At 57.2% G+C, this 16,528-nt stretch carries 14 protein-coding genes; 8 read left to right on the forward strand and 6 right to left on the reverse strand.

All coding sequences use genetic code 11. The features are described from left to right. The gene (locus BKP64_RS16740; RefSeq protein ID WP_070972686.1) at nucleotides 1-1,017 is read right to left on the reverse strand and encodes a permease; all 1,017 of its coding nucleotides are present in this window, start codon (nucleotides 1,015-1,017) and stop codon (nucleotides 1-3) included. A gap of 187 nt (nucleotides 1,018-1,204) precedes the next feature. Here BKP64_RS16740 and BKP64_RS16745 point away from each other — a divergent pair, with 187 nt between their 5' ends. From BKP64_RS16745 to BKP64_RS16755, 3 genes are all read left to right on the forward strand, one after another. Continuing rightward, nucleotides 1,205-2,374: an MFS transporter gene (locus BKP64_RS16745; RefSeq protein WP_070972688.1), complete on the forward strand. Its 1,170-nt coding sequence runs from the start codon at nucleotides 1,205-1,207 to the stop codon at nucleotides 2,372-2,374. Nucleotides 2,375-2,456: 82 nt separating this feature from the next. Further along, on the forward strand, nucleotides 2,457-6,050 hold the full coding sequence (gene nifJ / locus BKP64_RS16750; RefSeq protein ID WP_070972691.1) for a pyruvate:ferredoxin (flavodoxin) oxidoreductase: 3,594 nt from the start codon (nucleotides 2,457-2,459) through the stop codon (nucleotides 6,048-6,050). After that, entirely contained in the window at nucleotides 6,043-7,035 is a 993-nt protein-coding gene (locus BKP64_RS16755; protein WP_070972693.1) for a dihydroorotate dehydrogenase-like protein, read from the forward strand. The genes nifJ and BKP64_RS16755 overlap by 8 nt, the downstream gene beginning before the upstream one ends. A gap of 3 nt (nucleotides 7,036-7,038) precedes the next feature. Here the strand turns inward: BKP64_RS16755 and BKP64_RS16760 are convergent, their stop codons facing one another. After that, entirely contained in the window at nucleotides 7,039-7,443 is a 405-nt protein-coding gene (locus tag BKP64_RS16760; protein WP_070972695.1) for an acyl-CoA thioesterase, read from the reverse strand. Between the two features lie 196 nt (nucleotides 7,444-7,639). Here BKP64_RS16760 and BKP64_RS16765 point away from each other — a divergent pair, with 196 nt between their 5' ends. The 5 genes from BKP64_RS16765 (at nucleotide 7,640) to phoU (ending at nucleotide 13,128) form a co-directional block, all read left to right on the forward strand. Next, nucleotides 7,640-8,683, forward strand: coding sequence for a substrate-binding domain-containing protein (locus BKP64_RS16765; RefSeq protein WP_070972698.1), 1,044 nt, complete (start codon nucleotides 7,640-7,642; stop codon nucleotides 8,681-8,683). 134 nt (nucleotides 8,684-8,817) lie between these two features. Then, entirely contained in the window at nucleotides 8,818-10,206 is a 1,389-nt protein-coding gene (gene pstC, locus BKP64_RS16770) for a phosphate ABC transporter permease subunit PstC (RefSeq protein WP_070972700.1), read from the forward strand. Beyond that, entirely contained in the window at nucleotides 10,199-11,473 is a 1,275-nt protein-coding gene (pstA, locus tag BKP64_RS16775; RefSeq protein WP_070972701.1) for a phosphate ABC transporter permease PstA, read from the forward strand. The genes pstC and pstA overlap by 8 nt, the downstream gene beginning before the upstream one ends. Nucleotides 11,474-11,484: 11 nt before the next feature. Beyond that, nucleotides 11,485-12,372 (forward strand): phosphate ABC transporter ATP-binding protein PstB, encoded by an 888-nt coding sequence (gene pstB, locus BKP64_RS16780; RefSeq protein ID WP_070972703.1) that lies wholly within the window; start codon nucleotides 11,485-11,487, stop codon nucleotides 12,370-12,372. Nucleotides 12,373-12,405: 33 nt separating this feature from the next. Then, nucleotides 12,406-13,128 (forward strand): phosphate signaling complex protein PhoU, encoded by a 723-nt coding sequence (gene phoU / locus BKP64_RS16785; protein ID WP_070972705.1) that lies wholly within the window; start codon nucleotides 12,406-12,408, stop codon nucleotides 13,126-13,128. A 16-nt stretch (nucleotides 13,129-13,144) separates the two neighbouring features. Here phoU and BKP64_RS16790 read toward each other — a convergent pair whose 3' ends face one another. The 4 genes from BKP64_RS16790 to BKP64_RS16805 form a co-directional block, all read right to left on the reverse strand. After that, nucleotides 13,145-13,510, reverse strand: coding sequence for a histidine triad nucleotide-binding protein (locus tag BKP64_RS16790; protein ID WP_070972707.1), 366 nt, complete (start codon nucleotides 13,508-13,510; stop codon nucleotides 13,145-13,147). A gap of 50 nt (nucleotides 13,511-13,560) precedes the next feature. Next, nucleotides 13,561-14,856 carry an FAD-dependent monooxygenase gene (locus BKP64_RS16795; RefSeq protein WP_070972709.1) on the reverse strand — a complete coding sequence of 432 codons (1,296 nt, stop codon included), beginning with the start codon at nucleotides 14,854-14,856 and terminating at the stop codon, nucleotides 13,561-13,563. Between the two features lie 85 nt (nucleotides 14,857-14,941). Then, the gene (locus BKP64_RS16800; protein ID WP_070972711.1) at nucleotides 14,942-15,496 is read right to left on the reverse strand and encodes an aminoacyl-tRNA deacylase; all 555 of its coding nucleotides are present in this window, start codon (nucleotides 15,494-15,496) and stop codon (nucleotides 14,942-14,944) included. Nucleotides 15,497-15,665: 169 nt separating this feature from the next. Beyond that, nucleotides 15,666-16,499, reverse strand: a complete 834-nt coding sequence (locus tag BKP64_RS16805; RefSeq protein WP_070972713.1) for a mechanosensitive ion channel family protein — start codon at nucleotides 16,497-16,499, stop codon at nucleotides 15,666-15,668. Nucleotides 16,500-16,528 lie beyond the last annotated feature (29 nt).

Raw genomic sequence — 16,528 nt, forward strand, 5'->3', positions numbered from 1 at the left:
TCAGAATCCGGCAAATAGCCAGGGACTGACGATGTTAATCACCCAGCCAACTACCATGAAGTTGGCCAGCAGGATGGCAAAAATCATGACCAGAAGGCGGAAGGTCATGACCTGCTTGAGCATGATGAATTCCGGAAAACTCGCCGCTACGGTGCTCATGCAGAAGGCGAGGGTGGTGCCCACGGGTAGGCCCTTGATGATCAGGCTTTCCATGACCGGAATCACGCCGGTGGCGTTGGAGTACAGGGGCAGGCCGGCAAAAACCGCGGCCGGAACGCTCCACCACTGGCCGGAACCGAGGTTTTCGGCAAACCAGTCATCCGGTACAAAGCCGTGCAGGGCGGCTCCGAGGCCAACGCCGATCAGCACCCACTTCCAGATGCGGCCGACAATGTCCATCAGTTCGCCTTTGGCAAACTGATGCCTTTCAGCAAGTGTCAGCTTTGGCGCTTCGGGCACGACCACACCTTCAGGTGCATCTCTGGCTTGCTCGGCTGCCTTCTGATAGGCCTTGGCAGCAAAGTCCTTCAGCCAGCGTTCACCCTTCACAGCATCCAGTATCATGCCGCCGATGACTCCCACGGCCATGCCGACAACAATGTAGGCCAGGGTGAACTTCCAGCCCAGCAGACTCCAGAGCATGATCACCGCGACTTCATTGATGATGGGCGAGGTAAACAGGAATGCCATGGTGATACCTATTGGAATGCCTGCGCTGGTAAAGCCCAGAAACAGCGGAATGCTGGAACAGGAACAAAACGGGGTAATGGCACCAAACCCGGAACCGAAAACATAGCCGACCATCTGGTTCTTTTGCTGGATGTAGGCGCGCACCCGCTCCAGGTTGAGGGAAGCCCGTGCCAGTGCTATCACATAGATCATTACCACCAGAAGAAACAGAATCTTGGTGGTGTCCTCGATAAAAAAGTGAACCGAGGTGCCCAGTTTGGTGCCTGGGTTCAGACCCATCAGGTCGTACGTCAGCCAGTTGGCCAGGTGAGTGAATAGTTCAAGCATGTTTAGGGCATCTTTCGCTTGCCGAAGGAAGACGATTGCTGAATATATGACGAACAACTTCCTGAGAGAATACTCCCATTCTCGGACAACCCGGCTGATCTATAGCAAGAAACGAAAGTAGCATGTGCTCTCTGGAAGACCTCGCTATAGTCTTGAGGGGCGTCACTCAACAGAGAAGATAACGATAATGATGGATTTGCTTCGGCGTTTCCCACTGCCGGTGATCGTGCTGGCCCAGCTTTTCGGCACTTCCCTTTGGTTCAGTGTTAACGGTGTATGGTTATCGCTTGCAAGAGAACTGGGGCTCACGGAAACCGATCTGGGCAGGCTGACTCTTGCGGTCCAGGCCGGTTTTATCGTTGGTACTCTGACCATCGCTGTAACAGGTTTGGCAGACCGGTTTGGTGCCAGCCGGATCTTTGCAGTGTCGAGCCTCCTGGGTGCTTTGGTCAACGGCGGGTTTGTTTTCGCTGCAGGTTTGCCTCCTCTCGATTTCCTTTTACGATTTGCCACTGGTCTGTGCCTGGCGGGCATCTATCCCCTGGGGATGAAAATGGTGATTGCCTGGGTTCCGAAATACGCGGGCGCAGCCCTTGCCTGGCTGGTCGGCATGCTCACCTTGGGAACGGCGTTGCCACACCTGATGCGGGGAGCAACGCTGGGTATGGCCTGGGAGTGGCCATTGATCGCGGCATCATGTCTGGCGTTGGCCGGTGGAGCAATGGTGTTTCTCCTGGGAGACGGGCCGCACCTGCCGAAAAGCAGTGGCCGGCTGCCGCTGAGTCAGGGGCTGGCAGCCCTGCAAATACCCAGGTTTCGGGCGGTGGCCGGCGGCTATTTCGGCCACATGTGGGAACTCTACGCGTTCTGGACCCTGACGCCGCTGTTGATTGGTCGGGAATTGCAGCGACTGGGGCAGGGTGAGGCATTGGTGCCCTGGCTGGCGTTCGCGGTGATCGGCATCGGCGCCGCTGGCTGCGTCGGCGGCGGCCGTCTCAGTCGTACTGTGGGTAGCGAGCGGGTGGCCCGGGGGGCACTTATGGTGTCAGGACTTGTCTGCCTGTTATACCCCTGGCTGAGCGGGCTTCCCCCGGTTTTTCTGATGGCGCTGCTGCTTGTCTGGGGCATTGCGGTGATCACGGATTCGCCTCAGTTTTCGGCATTGGCCGCGGCGACGGCACCACGGGAAACGGTGGGATCATCCCTGGCGGTGATGAACGCGGTTGGATTTGGCCTGACACTGCCGGCCATCTGGCTGACCAGTGGCTTGTGGCATCAGCTGGAGGTCTGGGTCGTGCTGATACTCGTGCCCGGGCCCGTGCTCGGTTTGTGGTCGCTTTCTCGCGGCAAGGGGTAAAACCGAAGACGGCTTGCAGATGTCACGGTCGCTACCTAGACTCAGAAAAATCTTTCGGCCTGAACCACAAGGAGTTGTGGCCATGGAATTCCGCACCCTCGATGGCAACGAAGCCGTGGCTTCGGTGGCCTACCGCCTGAGCGAGACTATTGCTATTTATCCGATCACCCCAGCCTCGGTGATGGGCGAACACGCCGATGATTGGGCAGCTCTGGGCAAACCCAACCTCTGGGGTCAGGTGCCCAGTGTGGTGGAAATGCAGTCCGAGGCGGGTGCTGCGGGTGCCATGCACGGGGCACTTCAGGCGGGTTCGCTGGTAACCACGTTCACCGCCTCTCAGGGGCTGCTGCTGATGCTGCCCAACCTGTTCAAGATTGCCGGTGAGCTTTCGCCATTCTGCATGCACATTGCTGCCCGCAGTGTCGCCACTCATGCCCTGTCCATTTTCTGTGACCATTCCGACGTAATGACCGCCCGAGGCACGGGCTTTGCTTTGCTGGCCTCAGGTTCCGTTCAGGAAGCACAGGACCTGGCGGCCGTCGGCCACGCGGTAACTCTGGAAAGCCGGGTACCGGTGATGCATTTTTTCGACGGCTTCCGCACTTCCCATGAAATCGACAAGATTGTGTCACTCAGGGACGAGGACTTGAAAGCCCTGGTGCCCCATGAGGGGCTGGAGGCGCACCGGAGCCGTAGGATGACACCGGATCGGCCGGTGGTTCGAGGTACCTCCCAGAATCCGGACGCGTTTTTCCAGTCCCGGGAGGCCATCAATCCTTTCTACAATGCGTTTCCGGAAAAACTGGAAGCGGTGATGGACCGGTTTGCCGGCATCACTGGCCGCCAATACCGGTTGTTTGATTATGTCGGCCACCCCGAGGCCGAGCGGGTGGTCACCCTGATGGGCTCCGGGGCCGAATGCGCCGATGAGACGGTGGAATGGCTGCTGGAGAGGGGTGAAAAGGTGGGGGTGCTCAAGGTACGCCTGTTCCGCCCCTTTGCCACGGACCGTTTCCTGAAGGCCTTGCCTGACACCGTGAATCAACTGGCGGTACTGGACCGAACCAAGGAGCCCGGGGCCCAGGGCGAGCCGCTGTTGCTGGAGGTCAGCGGTGCCTTGATGGAAGCCTACAGCCGGGGCGAGCGCAAGGTGCCGCCCCGGGTAATCGGCGGTCGCTATGGCCTGTCTTCCCGGGAGTTCACGCCGGCCATGGTCTGTGCCATTTTCGACGAACTGAAAGCCGAAGCGCCGAAAACCCGTTTTACCGTTGGCGTGCGGGACGATGTCAGCCATCTCTCGCTGGAGGTTGATAGCGAACTGGATATCGAGTCTCCGAAAACCCGTCGGGCGCTGTTTTTCGGTCTGGGCGCTGATGGCACCGTCAGCAGCAACAAGGCCAGCATCAAGATTCTGGGCGAGGGCACGGACCTGTTTGCCCAGGGCCATTTCGTCTACGACTCCAAGAAATCCGGCGCCACCACGGTATCCCACCTGCGGTTCGGCCCGCTGCCAATACGCTCCAGCTATCAGATCAACAAGGCCCAGTTTGTGGCCATTCATGCGCCCCAGTTCCTGGAGCGTTTTGATGTGCTGGAACATGCCGCCGAGGGCGCAACAGTGCTGCTCAATGTGCCCTGGCCGAAAGAGGAGGTCTGGGATCGGCTGTCGGTGGAGGTCCAGCGGGTGCTTGTTGAGCGTAAAGCCCGGCTGTTTGTGATTGATGCCGCCGAGGTGGCGGAAAAAGCGGGGCTGGAACGGCGGATCAACACGGTGATGCAGGTCTGCTTCTTCGCCCTGGCGGATATCCTCCCGCGGGATGAGGCCATTGCCCACATCAAGGAATCCATCCGCAAAACCTGGGGCCGCCGCGGGCCAGAAGTGGTGCGCCGCAACGTGGAAGCGGTGGATTCGGCGCTGGACAACCTGCACGAGGTGCCGGTACCGGACAGGGTAACGGCCACCCGCACCCGACCGCCGAGAGTGCCGAAGAATGCACCAGACTTTGTCCAGAAAGTTACCCGCCTGTTACTGGAAGGGCAGGGGGACAAACTGCCGGTCAGTGCTTTTCCGCCGGACGGTACCTGGCCAACGGGAACCAGTCAGTATGAAAAGCGAACCATCGCCCTGGAAATTCCTATCTGGGAATCCGACTTGTGCGTGCAGTGCAACTTCTGCGCAATGATCTGTCCCCACACTGCAATCACCAGCAAAGTGTTTGAACCGGAGGCCGTCAAGGGGGCGCCGGAGGCGTTCGAGGTGGTGCCGGAAACCCACACATCTGATCTGGAAGGCCTCGACTACCGCATACAGGTGGCGCCGGACGACTGCACCGGCTGTGGCTTGTGTGTGGAGGTTTGCCCGGCAAAGGACAGGACCCAGCCCAAGCGCAAAGCCATCAACATGCAGCCTATTGAGCAGTACCGTGAAGTTGAGTCGGAGAACCTGGCGTTTTTCCGGCAACTTCCGGATGTGCCCAGAGACCGAATTCCCCGGGACTTCAAATCCCTGCCGCTGCTGATTCCCCTGTTCGAGTATTCCGGTGCCTGTGCCGGCTGTGGTGAAACGCCCTATATCCGGCTGCTGACCCAATTGGTTGGCGATCGGCTTCTGATCGCCAACGCAACCGGATGCTCCTCGATCTATGGCGGCAATTTGCCCACCACGCCATATACGGTAAATGCTGACGGCCGGGGACCCACCTGGAATAATTCCCTGTTTGAAGATGCGGCGGAACTGGGTCTGGGTATGCGCCTGGGTCTCGACAAACTCGTGGGTCGGGCCCGGCAGCTGCTGGATCAGGTACAAGGGCAATTGCCCGACGGGCTCTACTCTGAGCTCACCAGTGCCTGCACCACTGTTGATGAGTCTGCTATGGCGTCAAGGCGCACAGCGGTTGAGCAGCTCCGGAACTGGCTGGCAGACCGGCAAGGTCCGGAGGCCCGGGAGCTCGAGAGCCTGGCTGATGAACTTTGCCCGAAAAGTGTCTGGGTAATTGGCGGCGATGGCTGGGCCTACGACATCGGTTACGGCGGTCTCGACCACGCCCTGGCCTCGGGCCAGAACCTGAAATTGCTGGTGCTGGATACCGAGGTGTATTCCAATACCGGCGGTCAGCAATCCAAGGCCACGCCGATGGGGGCGATTGCTAAATTTGCGGCCGCCGGCAAGGCAACCCGCAAGAAAGACCTCGGGCTGCTTGCCATGAGTTATGGCCATGTCTACGTGGCCCAGATCGCCATGCAATCTCATAGCAATCACACCGCCAAAGCGTTACAGGAAGCCGAGAGCTTCGACGGTCCTGCGCTGATCATTGCCCACAGTCCCTGCATTGCCCATGGCTACGACCTGGTGCACTCCCCGGCACAACAAAAGCGGGCGGTGGACAGCTGGGCCTGGCCAATTTACCGGTTCGATCCCCGACGCATTCACGAAGGGCTGCCGCCCCTGCAGCTGGACTCCCTGCGTCAGAAAACCACCATGAAAGCGTACATGCAGGAAGAAGCGCGCTTCCGGATGTTGGAACTGAGAGATCCCGAACGCTACGAACAGCTCGTGGCGGCAGCTTCTGACGCAGCGACTGAACAGCGGGAGCTCTACAAGCAGCTGGCGGGGATCCACTTTGAGCCCCACGAATCTTCCGACGCTGACAAAGAAAAGGGTGAACGTCATGACTGAGCTGACAACCCGTTGGCTGGAGCTGGAACTCCGCTCTCCCCTGGTGGTTGGCGCCAGTCCGCTGACCGATGACCTGGACGCCCTGAAAGCCTGTGTTGAGGCCGGGGCCGGTGCCGTGGTCATGCATTCGCTGTTCGAAGAGCAGCTGGTGGCAGAACAGATGGCGGCACACCGGTTTATTGATTCCCGTATCAACATGGACGCCGAGGCACGCTCGTTTTTTCCGGAATCCGAGGTGTTTGAGATGGGGTCCGGCAGTTACTGCCGGCGACTGGAGCTGCTTCGTAATGCTCTGGACGTACCCGTGATTGCCTCGCTCAACGGCATATCCCCCGGCGGCTGGACCCAGCATGCCCGGGAGCTGGAGCAGGCCGGTGCACAAGCCATTGAACTGAACCTCTACGATCTGGCCACGGATCCTTCCGACACGGCGGACAGTCTTGAGCAGCGCCAGCTGGCGGTGGTCCAGTCTGTGGTTGAGCAGGTGAATATTCCGGTCAGCGTCAAGCTGTCGCCTTTCTATTCTGCGTTACCGGCGTTTGTTGCTGGCGTCGAAGCGGCGGGTGCCCGGGGGCTGGTGTTGTTCAACCGGTTTTATCAACCGGATATGGACCTGGACGAGCTGAGCCTTAGCCGGGAAGTTGTGCTGTCTTCCAGTGCCGAACTGCCGCTACGCTTGCACGGGATGGCAACGCTGTTTGGCCGGACAACTCTGGAAATGGCGGCCTCAGGCGGCGTCCATAACGGTGATGACGCGGCCAAGGCGATCCTGTCTGGCGCTACTGCCGTGCAGGTCGTCTCAGCCGTTCTTGCTGAGGGGCCTCAGGCGCTTGCCAGGGTCACCGAAGAAATGAAGCGCAGGCTGTCCGGAATGGGTTATGGCTCACTGGCCGAGGCCCGGGGCGTTTTGTCCCTGGAAAACGCCCCTAACGCCCAGGCTTGGGAACGATTGAACTACGCCCGGTTGTTACATGGCTGGAAATGAGGTTCAGAGGCTTTGTTCGGGCACTTCCCGAATGCGGCCATTTTCATCAATGGCGACATAGACGAACAGACCTTCTGTGACCTTGCGGGGATTCTTGGCGGTGCGGTCCAGGGTCCAGACCTCGACATTGATTTTCATGGAACTGCGACCAATATCAACCAGCTCACAGTAACATCCCACCTGGGAACCAACCCTTAACGGCGACAGGAATTCCATCCGGTCCATGGCCACGGTGGCGTTTCGACCCTGGGAAATCCGTCCGGCGATGGTGGCAGCGGCGATGTCCATTTGCTTGACTAGCCAGCCGGCAAAAACGTCACCGTTGGCATTAGTGTCGGAAGGAAGAGGGATAATCTGGAGTGCCAGTTCACCGTGTGGCGTCGGTTTGTCGTCATCTAATGCTGTCATGGAGCCTGCCTTTTATTAATTCTGGAATTGTTTTAACACGCATGTTAGCGGCCTGCGGCAGCTCTGCAAGCGAATTCGTGGATAAGACGCTATATTTCAATAGCTGTAACAAAGTTGTCATAGAGTCCAATTAGTCTTCACTCATCGGTTAAGAACATCCGACAAAAACGTCCAAACCAAATAATGGAGACTCGACGTGATGAAACTGAACAAAGCACTCGCTACAGTTGCACTGGCCGGCTCTGTTGCCGCCATGTCTGCGCCGGCAATGGCTCGCGACACGATCAGCATCGTAGGTTCTTCCACGGTTTACCCATTCGCTACGGTCGTTGCCGAGCGCTTCGGTACCAAAACGGATTTCAGCACCCCGAAACTGGAGTCTACCGGCTCGGGTGGCGGTATGAAGCTGTTCTGCCAGGGCATCGGCACCCAGAACCCGGACATCACCAACGCTTCCCGCCGTATGAAAACCTCTGAGTTTGAGCTGTGCCAGAAGAACGGTGTGACTGACATCACCGAGTTCCGTATCGGTTCCGACGGCATCGTAATTGCCAGCTCCAACAAGGCCGAGAATCTCGACATCTCCCTGAAGCAGCTTTTCCTGGCTCTGGGTTCCAAGGTTCCCGTTGATGGCAAGTGGGTTGCCAACCCGAACAAAAACTGGAGCGATGTTGACTCCAGCCTGCCGAACAAGCCAATTCGTGTGATGGGACCGCCTCCGACATCCGGTACCCGTGATTCTTTCAACGAGCTGGCACTGGCTGCTGGTTGTGACGAACTACCTGAAGCCGAGAGCCTGAGCAAAGACGAGCATGGCGCAATTTGCGAAAGTGTTCGTGAAGACGGTGCGTTCATCGAAGCCGGTGAGAACGACAACCTGATCGTTCAGAAGCTGATCGGCGATACTGGCATGTATGGTGTATTCGGCTACAGCTTCCTGGAAGAAAACTCCGATCGCCTGCAGGCCGCCACCCTGAACGGTATGATTCCGACCGCCGAAGGCATCGCAGCGGACGAGTACCCGGTAGCCCGCTCACTGTTCTTCTACGTGAAGAAGGCTCACATCGGGGTGGTCCCGGGTATCCAGGAGTACGTTGATGAGTTTATTAGCAACGCCGCATTGGGCCAGAACGGTTACCTCAAGGATGTAGGTCTGATCATCCCGCCGCGCGAGCAGCTGATGAACCTGATGGACAAGGCCGAAAACATGCCTAACCTGACTGTGGACGAACTCAAATAATCCAGAAGTCCGGAAAACAGGGGTGCGGGTCTCATTTGAGACTCGCGCCCTTTTGCACGTTAGGAAGGCCGGTGTCAGTTCAGGCCTGAACCTGTAAACTGTGCGCCTATCTGAAGTCGAAGACAGGAATATTCATGCAACCGGCTAATCTTCTTTTACTGATCCTGGTGCTGGCACTCGTGGCTTACGGCCTGGGCTATTCCCGGTCCCGGTCGCTGGCCATGCCAATGGGCGGGATTCGTCATCTCAAGTCTCTGCCGTTCTATTACGGTGCTCGTGCCGCACTTTGGTGTGGCATCCCCGCCCTGATTGTTCTGGGCCTCTGGGCTGCGTTCCAGGGTAAGGTGATTCAGCTAATGGTTGTCGGGTCCCTTCCGCCTGAGATGGTTCCCTCCGGTGCCGGGGAGGCGAGTCTGATGTTGAGTAAAATCAGCAACGTGGCAAGCGGAGCGCTGCCAGCGGGATTCGTGGAACCCCCTATCGCGGCGGCGGCAGAGCGTTTGACTGCACTGCGGGCAGAGAGCCGTTTGTTCATGTCGGCGCTGGTCATCTCGGTCGCGGTCCTTGCGGGGTTTCTTGGTTGGCTTCGAATCCGGCCCCGGCTCAATGCCCGTTCGCAGGTGGAGTCCATCCTTAAATGGCTGTTTTTCTCCAGCGCAGCCCTTGCCATTCTCACTACCATGGGCATCATCTTTTCAGTAGCGTTTGAAACTATTCGTTTCTTCGGGAAGGTGCCGTTCACTGAGTTTTTCTTTGGCACCCAATGGAGCCCACAGACTGCACTTCGTGCGGATCAGGTAGCTGCCGAGGGTGCCTTCGGCATGATTCCCCTGTTCACAGGTACCCTGCTGATCTCAGCAATTGCAATGGTGGTAGCGGTGCCGGTTGGTCTGCTTTCGGCCATTTATCTTTCGGAGTATGCCAACAGAAACGTTCGGGGTGTGGTAAAGCCTTTGCTGGAAATGCTCGCTGGTATTCCGACCGTTGTGTATGGTTTTTTTGCGGCACTAACGGTTGCGCCTTTTATCAGTGATCTCGCAGCTTCCTTGGGAATTGAAGCTTCCTCTCAAACTGCACTGGCGGCCGGCGGTGTGATGGGGATCATGATTATCCCGTTTGTTTCGTCACTGTCCGATGATGTGATCAACGCCGTACCTCAAACGCTCCGGGACGGTTCACTGGCCCTGGGGGCAACCCAGTCCGAGACCATGAAGAAGGTCATTTTTCCGGCCGCGCTTCCCGGCATCATGGGCGGTGTGTTGCTTGCGGTTTCCCGTGCGATCGGTGAGACCATGATCGTGGTAATGGCAGCTGGCCTCGCGGCAAACCTGACGGCAAACCCTCTGGAAACCGTCACCACGGTAACAGTGCAGATTGTCACGTTGCTTACGGGTGATCAGGAATTCGACAGCGCCAAGACGCTGGCGGCTTTTGCACTTGGCGCCATGCTCTTCCTGGCAACGCTCCTGCTCAACGTAATTGCCCTGAAAATTGTCCGTAAATATCGGGAACAGTATGACTGATCAACCTTCTCAGGCGGAGCTTGTCCGCCAGTCGCTCAAGCGCAGGTACCGGAAAGAACGTCGGTTTCGCGCCTATGGGATTCTGGCCATCGCCATTGCGCTTTCCGCGCTGGTGATTCTCTTTACGGATATTATCGGTAAGGGGTATACTGGATTCCTGAAAACGACCATCACCATGGAGGTCAATCTCGATGGTGAAATGATGTTCCTGGATGACCCCACAGACGCTCGACAGCTCAAAATGGCAGATTTTGTGGAGCCGTTGGTTCAGGCGCTGATCAAGGAGATACCGGGCGCTACCGAGAAAGATCGCGACGCCGTTCGCGGGCTGATTAATCCCTATGCTTCGGTGACACTGAGGGACGAACTCAAGGCTCACCCGGATTGGTTGGGTAGTACCAGAACCATGACGTTCCTATCGCACACAGATGTGGATGTGTATGTGAAGCATGCGGGGGACGGTGGCTACTCCATCAAGTTGGACGATCAGCAAAAGGTCTGGGTAGACCAGCTCCGGGAGCGGGGGGCGATAGAAACCTCTTTCAACGACGTATTCTTTAGCGGCGGTGATTCCCGCGATCCATCCAAGGCCGGGATCTTGGGCGCGATTGTCGGATCTCTGCTGACGATGTTTATCACCTTGATCCTGTCCTTCCCGATTGGCGTTTCTGCCGCCATTTATCTGGAGGAATTCGCACCCCAGAACAAGTTCACCGACTTTATTGAGGTGAACATCAACAACCTGGCGGCGGTTCCGTCCATCATTTTCGGCCTGCTGGGTCTGGCGGTGTTTATCAACCTGTTTGGCATGCCACGTTCGGTTCCGGTTGTGGGCGGTCTGGTGCTTACCCTGATGACACTGCCAACCATCATCATTTCAAGTCGTGCCGCGATCAAGAGTGTCCCGCCATCCATCCGCGAAGCAGCTGAGGGCATCGGTGCCTCCAAAATGCAGGTAGTGTTGCACCACGTCTTGCCGCTTGCCATGCCCGGTATGCTTACCGGCTCGATTATCGGTATGGCACAGGCCCTGGGTGAAACGGCACCGTTGCTGTTGATCGGTATGGTGGCTTTCATTGTGGATGTTCCGGAAGGCCTCTTCGACTCAGCTACGGTCTTGCCTGTGCAGGTGTTCCTGTGGGCCGGAAGCCCTGAACTCGCCTTTATCGAACGTGCGTCAGCCGCCATTATGGTGTTGCTGGCCTTCCTGATCAGTATGAATGCATTGGCTGTCTGGCTGCGTAAGCGCCTCGAGCGCCGGTGGTAAGGAGAATCAAGATGAATACCATGAACTCAACCATTACCAGTGAAGCGTCTCAGCCGGATGAGGCTGCCGTCCCCGTACAGGAAGACAAGCCTGCGGAAACTGTTATTGAGGAAGGCAAAACAGTTGGCAAGCCGTTTTCGGACAATGCGAAGTTTAAACTTCGGGACGTAGAAGTGTTCTACGGAGAGAGCCGTGCGATCAAAAAAATCAGCCTGGATATTGCCCGGAATGAGGTCATCGCTTTTATCGGACCATCGGGCTGCGGTAAGTCGACCTTCTTGCGCTGTCTGAACCGCATGAACGACAGTATCGAGATCTGCAAGGTAAAAGGTTCCCTGCAGCTGGACGACCTGGATATATATGATAACAAGCGGGATGTGGTGGAGTTGCGTGCGCGGGTAGGGATGGTGTTCCAGAAACCCAATCCGTTCCCGAAATCGATCTACGATAACGTTGCCTATGGCCCCCGTATTCACGGGCTGGCCAACCGCAAGTCGGACCTTGATGAGATTGTCGAGAACAGTCTGCGCAAGGCGGGCCTCTGGGAAGAAGTCAAGGACCGCCTGGACGCGACTGCGACCGGCATGTCCGGTGGTCAGCAGCAGCGCCTTTGCATCGCCCGAGCCATCGCCGTGAGCCCGGAAGTAGTCCTGATGGACGAACCCTGTTCCGCTCTGGATCCGATTGCGACGGCCAAGATAGAAGAGCTGATCGCCGAGCTGTCAGAGAGTTACACCATCGTGATCGTAACGCACTCCATGCAGCAGGCTGCGCGTGTATCCCATCGCACGGCTTATTTCCACCTGGGCCATCTGGTGGAAGTGAACGAGACCAACAAAGTGTTTACCTCACCGGAACACGAGCTCACTGAATCTTATATTACAGGTCGTTTCGGTTAATTCCGGACCAGAGGAACATTGGAGAAGAACGGTATGCCTACAAAGAAGGACGATGTATACGGGGATCACATTTCCCATAAGTTCAATGATGAACTGATGGATCTCAAGACCGAGTTCCTGAAAATGGGGGGTATGGTTGAAGCGCAGGTAGATAGTGCCGTTCAGGCACTGGTCGACGGCGATGGTCACCTGGCCGATGAAATTCGCGCCAATGACAAGAAAGTCGATAAGATGGAAATGGACATAGACGAAGAGGCGACCCTGATCATTGCCCGTCGTCAGCCGACCGCCCGGGACCTGCGCCTGGTGATTTCTGTCATCAAGATGGTCGCCGACCTGGAACGTGTAGGTGATGAGGCGAAGAAGATCGCCAAACTTGCAATCAAACTTAGTGAAGAAGGTCAGGCGCCCCGGGGTTACGTGGAAGTGCGCCATATTGGCTCCCATGTCCTGAGCATGCTGCATGATGCTCTTGACGCCTTTGCCCGCCTGGATTCCGAGCAGGCCCTTCGGATCATGAAAGAAGACAAGCGAGTGGACGAGGAGTATCAGGCGGCTGCCCGTACCCTTCTGACCTTCATGATGGAGGATACCCGCAATATCTCTCGCTGCATGTCAGTGATGTGGGTGCTGCGCGCTCTGGAGCGCGTAGGAGATCATGCCTGTAATATTGCCGAGAATGTCATCTTTATGGTGAAGGGCGAGGATGTGCGGCATACGCCTGTAGAAGAGGCTGAAAAGGTCGTGGGGCGCTGAAGCCCCACCCCCCTTTTCAGGCCTGCTTCATTTTGTCCGTATAGGGAGGCCAGCCCAGGGGCTTGCCTGCCAGTAGGTGCAGATGGATATGGAACACTGTCTGTCCGGCATTTTCCCCGCAGTTCATCACGGTACGGTAGCCGTCCTGGTCAAAGCCCATGTCTTTGGCCAGTTTTCCTGCCACCCAGTACAGGTGCCCCACTAATTCGCGATCGCTTTCTTCGATCTCATTGATTGAGACAATGGGCTTTTTCGGAATCACCAACAGGTGCACGGGGGCCTGTGGATTGATGTCCCTGAACGCCAGGCTGAGATCATCTTCGTAAACGATATCGGCTGGAATTTCCCGGTTAATGATTTTGGTGAAAATCGTTTCAGACATTGTTGCTCCTTGTTCGTTGTCGGTTTTTTTGCCTTTCTGTTCCCGGCTCGCTAAAGCTGATCAATACCCGGCAGCCTGGCCGCTAGCTGTTTCACTATAACAGGCAGTTCTTCATCAATTCCCATGGCGTACCGCGCAACCCGGTTACGTGCAAAGGGCAGTGCCCGGGCCGCACCCAGGCCGAGATTCCGAAGCAGGTGAACCGGCGGGATGCGGTTGCTGAACAGGTGATAGAACAGGTCCATCGTCATCATCATCCGGCGATTTGCGGGCCTCCGCTGTTGTTCATACTTTCCGAGCCATGTGGGATCTGCCAGGTCATCACCGGCGCGCCTGGCTTCTTTCACCATCGCCTGGAGGCATTGGGCATCCTGGAAGCCCAGATTGACACCCTGGCCCGCCAAAGGGTTGATAGTGTGGGCTGAGTCGCCTGCCAGCACCACACGGCCGGCAAAGTAATGTCTGGCGTGCTGGCGGGCAATGGGGAAGCTGGCGCAAGCATCAATATGGGTCAGTGAAGGCAGTTCAGAAGGGAATGCTTTCCGGATTTCGGCCATCAGCTGTTCGCTGGGCAGGGCCTTCAGGCGCGCGAGTTCTTCGGGAGCATCGTACCAGACCAGCGAGCCCCAGCTTTCTCCCGGGTGATCCGGGCCGGCGCTGTGCAGCGGCAGGAACGCCCTCGGGCCGGTTGGGTGAAACCCCTGCCAGGTGACGTTTTCTACCGGGCCCTGATAACGGACGGAAATGACCATGGCTTGTTGATTGTACTGGTTGCGGGCTACGCCGATACCCGCCAGGTCACGGATCCTGGATTGTGCGCCATCGGCACCAATCACAAGTTTCGCCTCGAGAGCCTGGCCATTTTGCAGAGTCAAGGTAACGGTTTGGCGGGTTTGCTCCAGTGTCGAGACGCTTTGGCCGGCAATGACAGTAACCAAGGATTCGGCCCCAGCGGTTTGCCAGAGTGCTTGCTGGGTTACCGAGTTCTCGACGATGTGGCCGAGATGAGAGGCGCCCAAGGCTGCAGCATCAAATTCCACCTCTGTCAGGGTCCGTGGTATCAGCGTGGCAAGAGGGTGTCGGGTCTCATCCCATACTGCCAGGCGTTGATAGGGTGTGGCCCGCATGTCGAGAATATGCGGCCAGGCCCCCAGAGTTCGCAGATAACGTTCGCTGCCGGCACTGAGGGCTGAAACACGGATGTCGGGTGCGGCTGCAGGGTCGAAGTCGGGCGCAGGCGCACGATCGACCATAGCGACGTTGAGGCCGTCCCGGCCGAGGCCTGTGGCGAGGGCGGCGCCGACCATCCCGGCGCCGACAACTACTACATCAAATGCTTGCGTCATATCGGGTTCCTGTCTGATGCCACCAGTTTACGCGATGGAACGGATCAGACAAGCGGCCCGAGTCAAGCGTGCGTCGAACAGCCCTTTAACCGGCCATGCCAGAGACTGTCTGCTTGCCGGCATCTGCCGGCTGTCGTCTGCGCTTCGTCAGCCAGGCGGGTTTCTGGGCGCCTGGTTTTACAAACCCCTGATTCAGCACCATAGGTTGCACCAGATTCAAGAAGTCCGTCGTCTTCATGTGAACGGATTCGGTGTGGCTGCCCGCAGCAAAGGCCAGTTCGGGTTGTTCCGTCAAAGCTTCACTGCAATAGACAGACATTCCAAAAAGATTGCCAAACGGAGGCATGGCGCCAACCTCACAGTCAGGGAAGCGGTCCTCAAATTCCTGTTCATCGGCGAGATCGATGAAATCCGTGTCGAGAATCCGGGAGAGCCGGTCCCAGCGAATGCGCCAGGTGGCCGGCATGACCAGCATGGCCATTTTCCCGTCAAGTTCGATGATCACAGTCTTGACGACGCGGTCTCCGGCAATTTTGACGTGATGAGCAAGCTGCTGGGCTGTGAACGCAGGGGGGTGTGAGAGGCACATGTATTCAACATTTGCCCCGTCGAGGAATTCCTTTAACTGCTGTACCGGCATAGTGACAACCTCCTACCAGCAATGACAGCGTTCCGGAGCCATTCATTCTCCATGCGCCTGGCTCCGATGGCCTGGCGAGGTCGGAAAACCCCGCCATTATCGTCAGCTTAGTAGAGGCTGCGCAGTTTGCGAGTAACCAGATGTATCAATGAGAAACGGTTCCGGCTTTTCACTCGCTCTGGTGCATGTGCACATCCCTTTGAGGAAATGGAATACTGATGCCTTCGGCGTCAAAGGCCTTTTTGACCTTTTCCTGCATATCCCAGTAGAACGGCCAGAGATCACCGGATTTGGTCCAGGCCCGCACAGTCAGGTCTACAGAGCTTTCGCCCAGACCACCAACGACAATCATCGGTGCCGGATCTGACAGCGCCCGGTCATCCTCTTCAATCAGGAATTTGATAACACTTTTGGCCTTGTCGATATCATCGCCGTAGCCAATGCCGAAGGACATGTCGCAACGGCGGGTCTCGTAGGCGCTCATGTTGGTCAGGCTGGCATTAGCGAGCTGGCCGTTGGGAATGACGACCCGGCGGTTATCGAAGGTGTCCACAATGGTGTAAAGAATGGTGATCTCCCGGACCGAGCCGAGATAACCCTGGGCATCGATGACATCGCCTACCTTGAATGGCTTGAAGATCAGGATCAGTACCCCGCCGGCGAAGTTCGCCAGGCTACCCTGAAGTGCCAGACCCACCGCCAAGCCGGCGGCACCAACGATGGCGATGAAGGAGGTGGTAGCAATGCCAACCATGGAGGCAACGGAAATCAACAACAGGATCTTGAGAATGGCGCTGAACAGGCCACAAAGAAACTTGTTCAGCGTGGGGTCTTTCTGCCCCAGTTTGTGATCCAGGACGGCAATGAACTTGTTGATTAGCCAGAGGCCGACAACAAGCGTAACGATGGCCAGCACCACTTTGGGGGCATAGGCCATGATCAGGGTGATTGCCTGATCCATCAGCTGTGAAGCGTTTCCTTCAGCTCCGAAAAGGTCATCCATAAGGGAACTCCTTGTATTTTCGTATTTTT

The sequence above is a fragment of the Marinobacter salinus genome (genome assembly GCF_001854125.1).
Classification (GTDB): domain Bacteria; phylum Pseudomonadota; class Gammaproteobacteria; order Pseudomonadales; family Oleiphilaceae; genus Marinobacter; species Marinobacter salinus.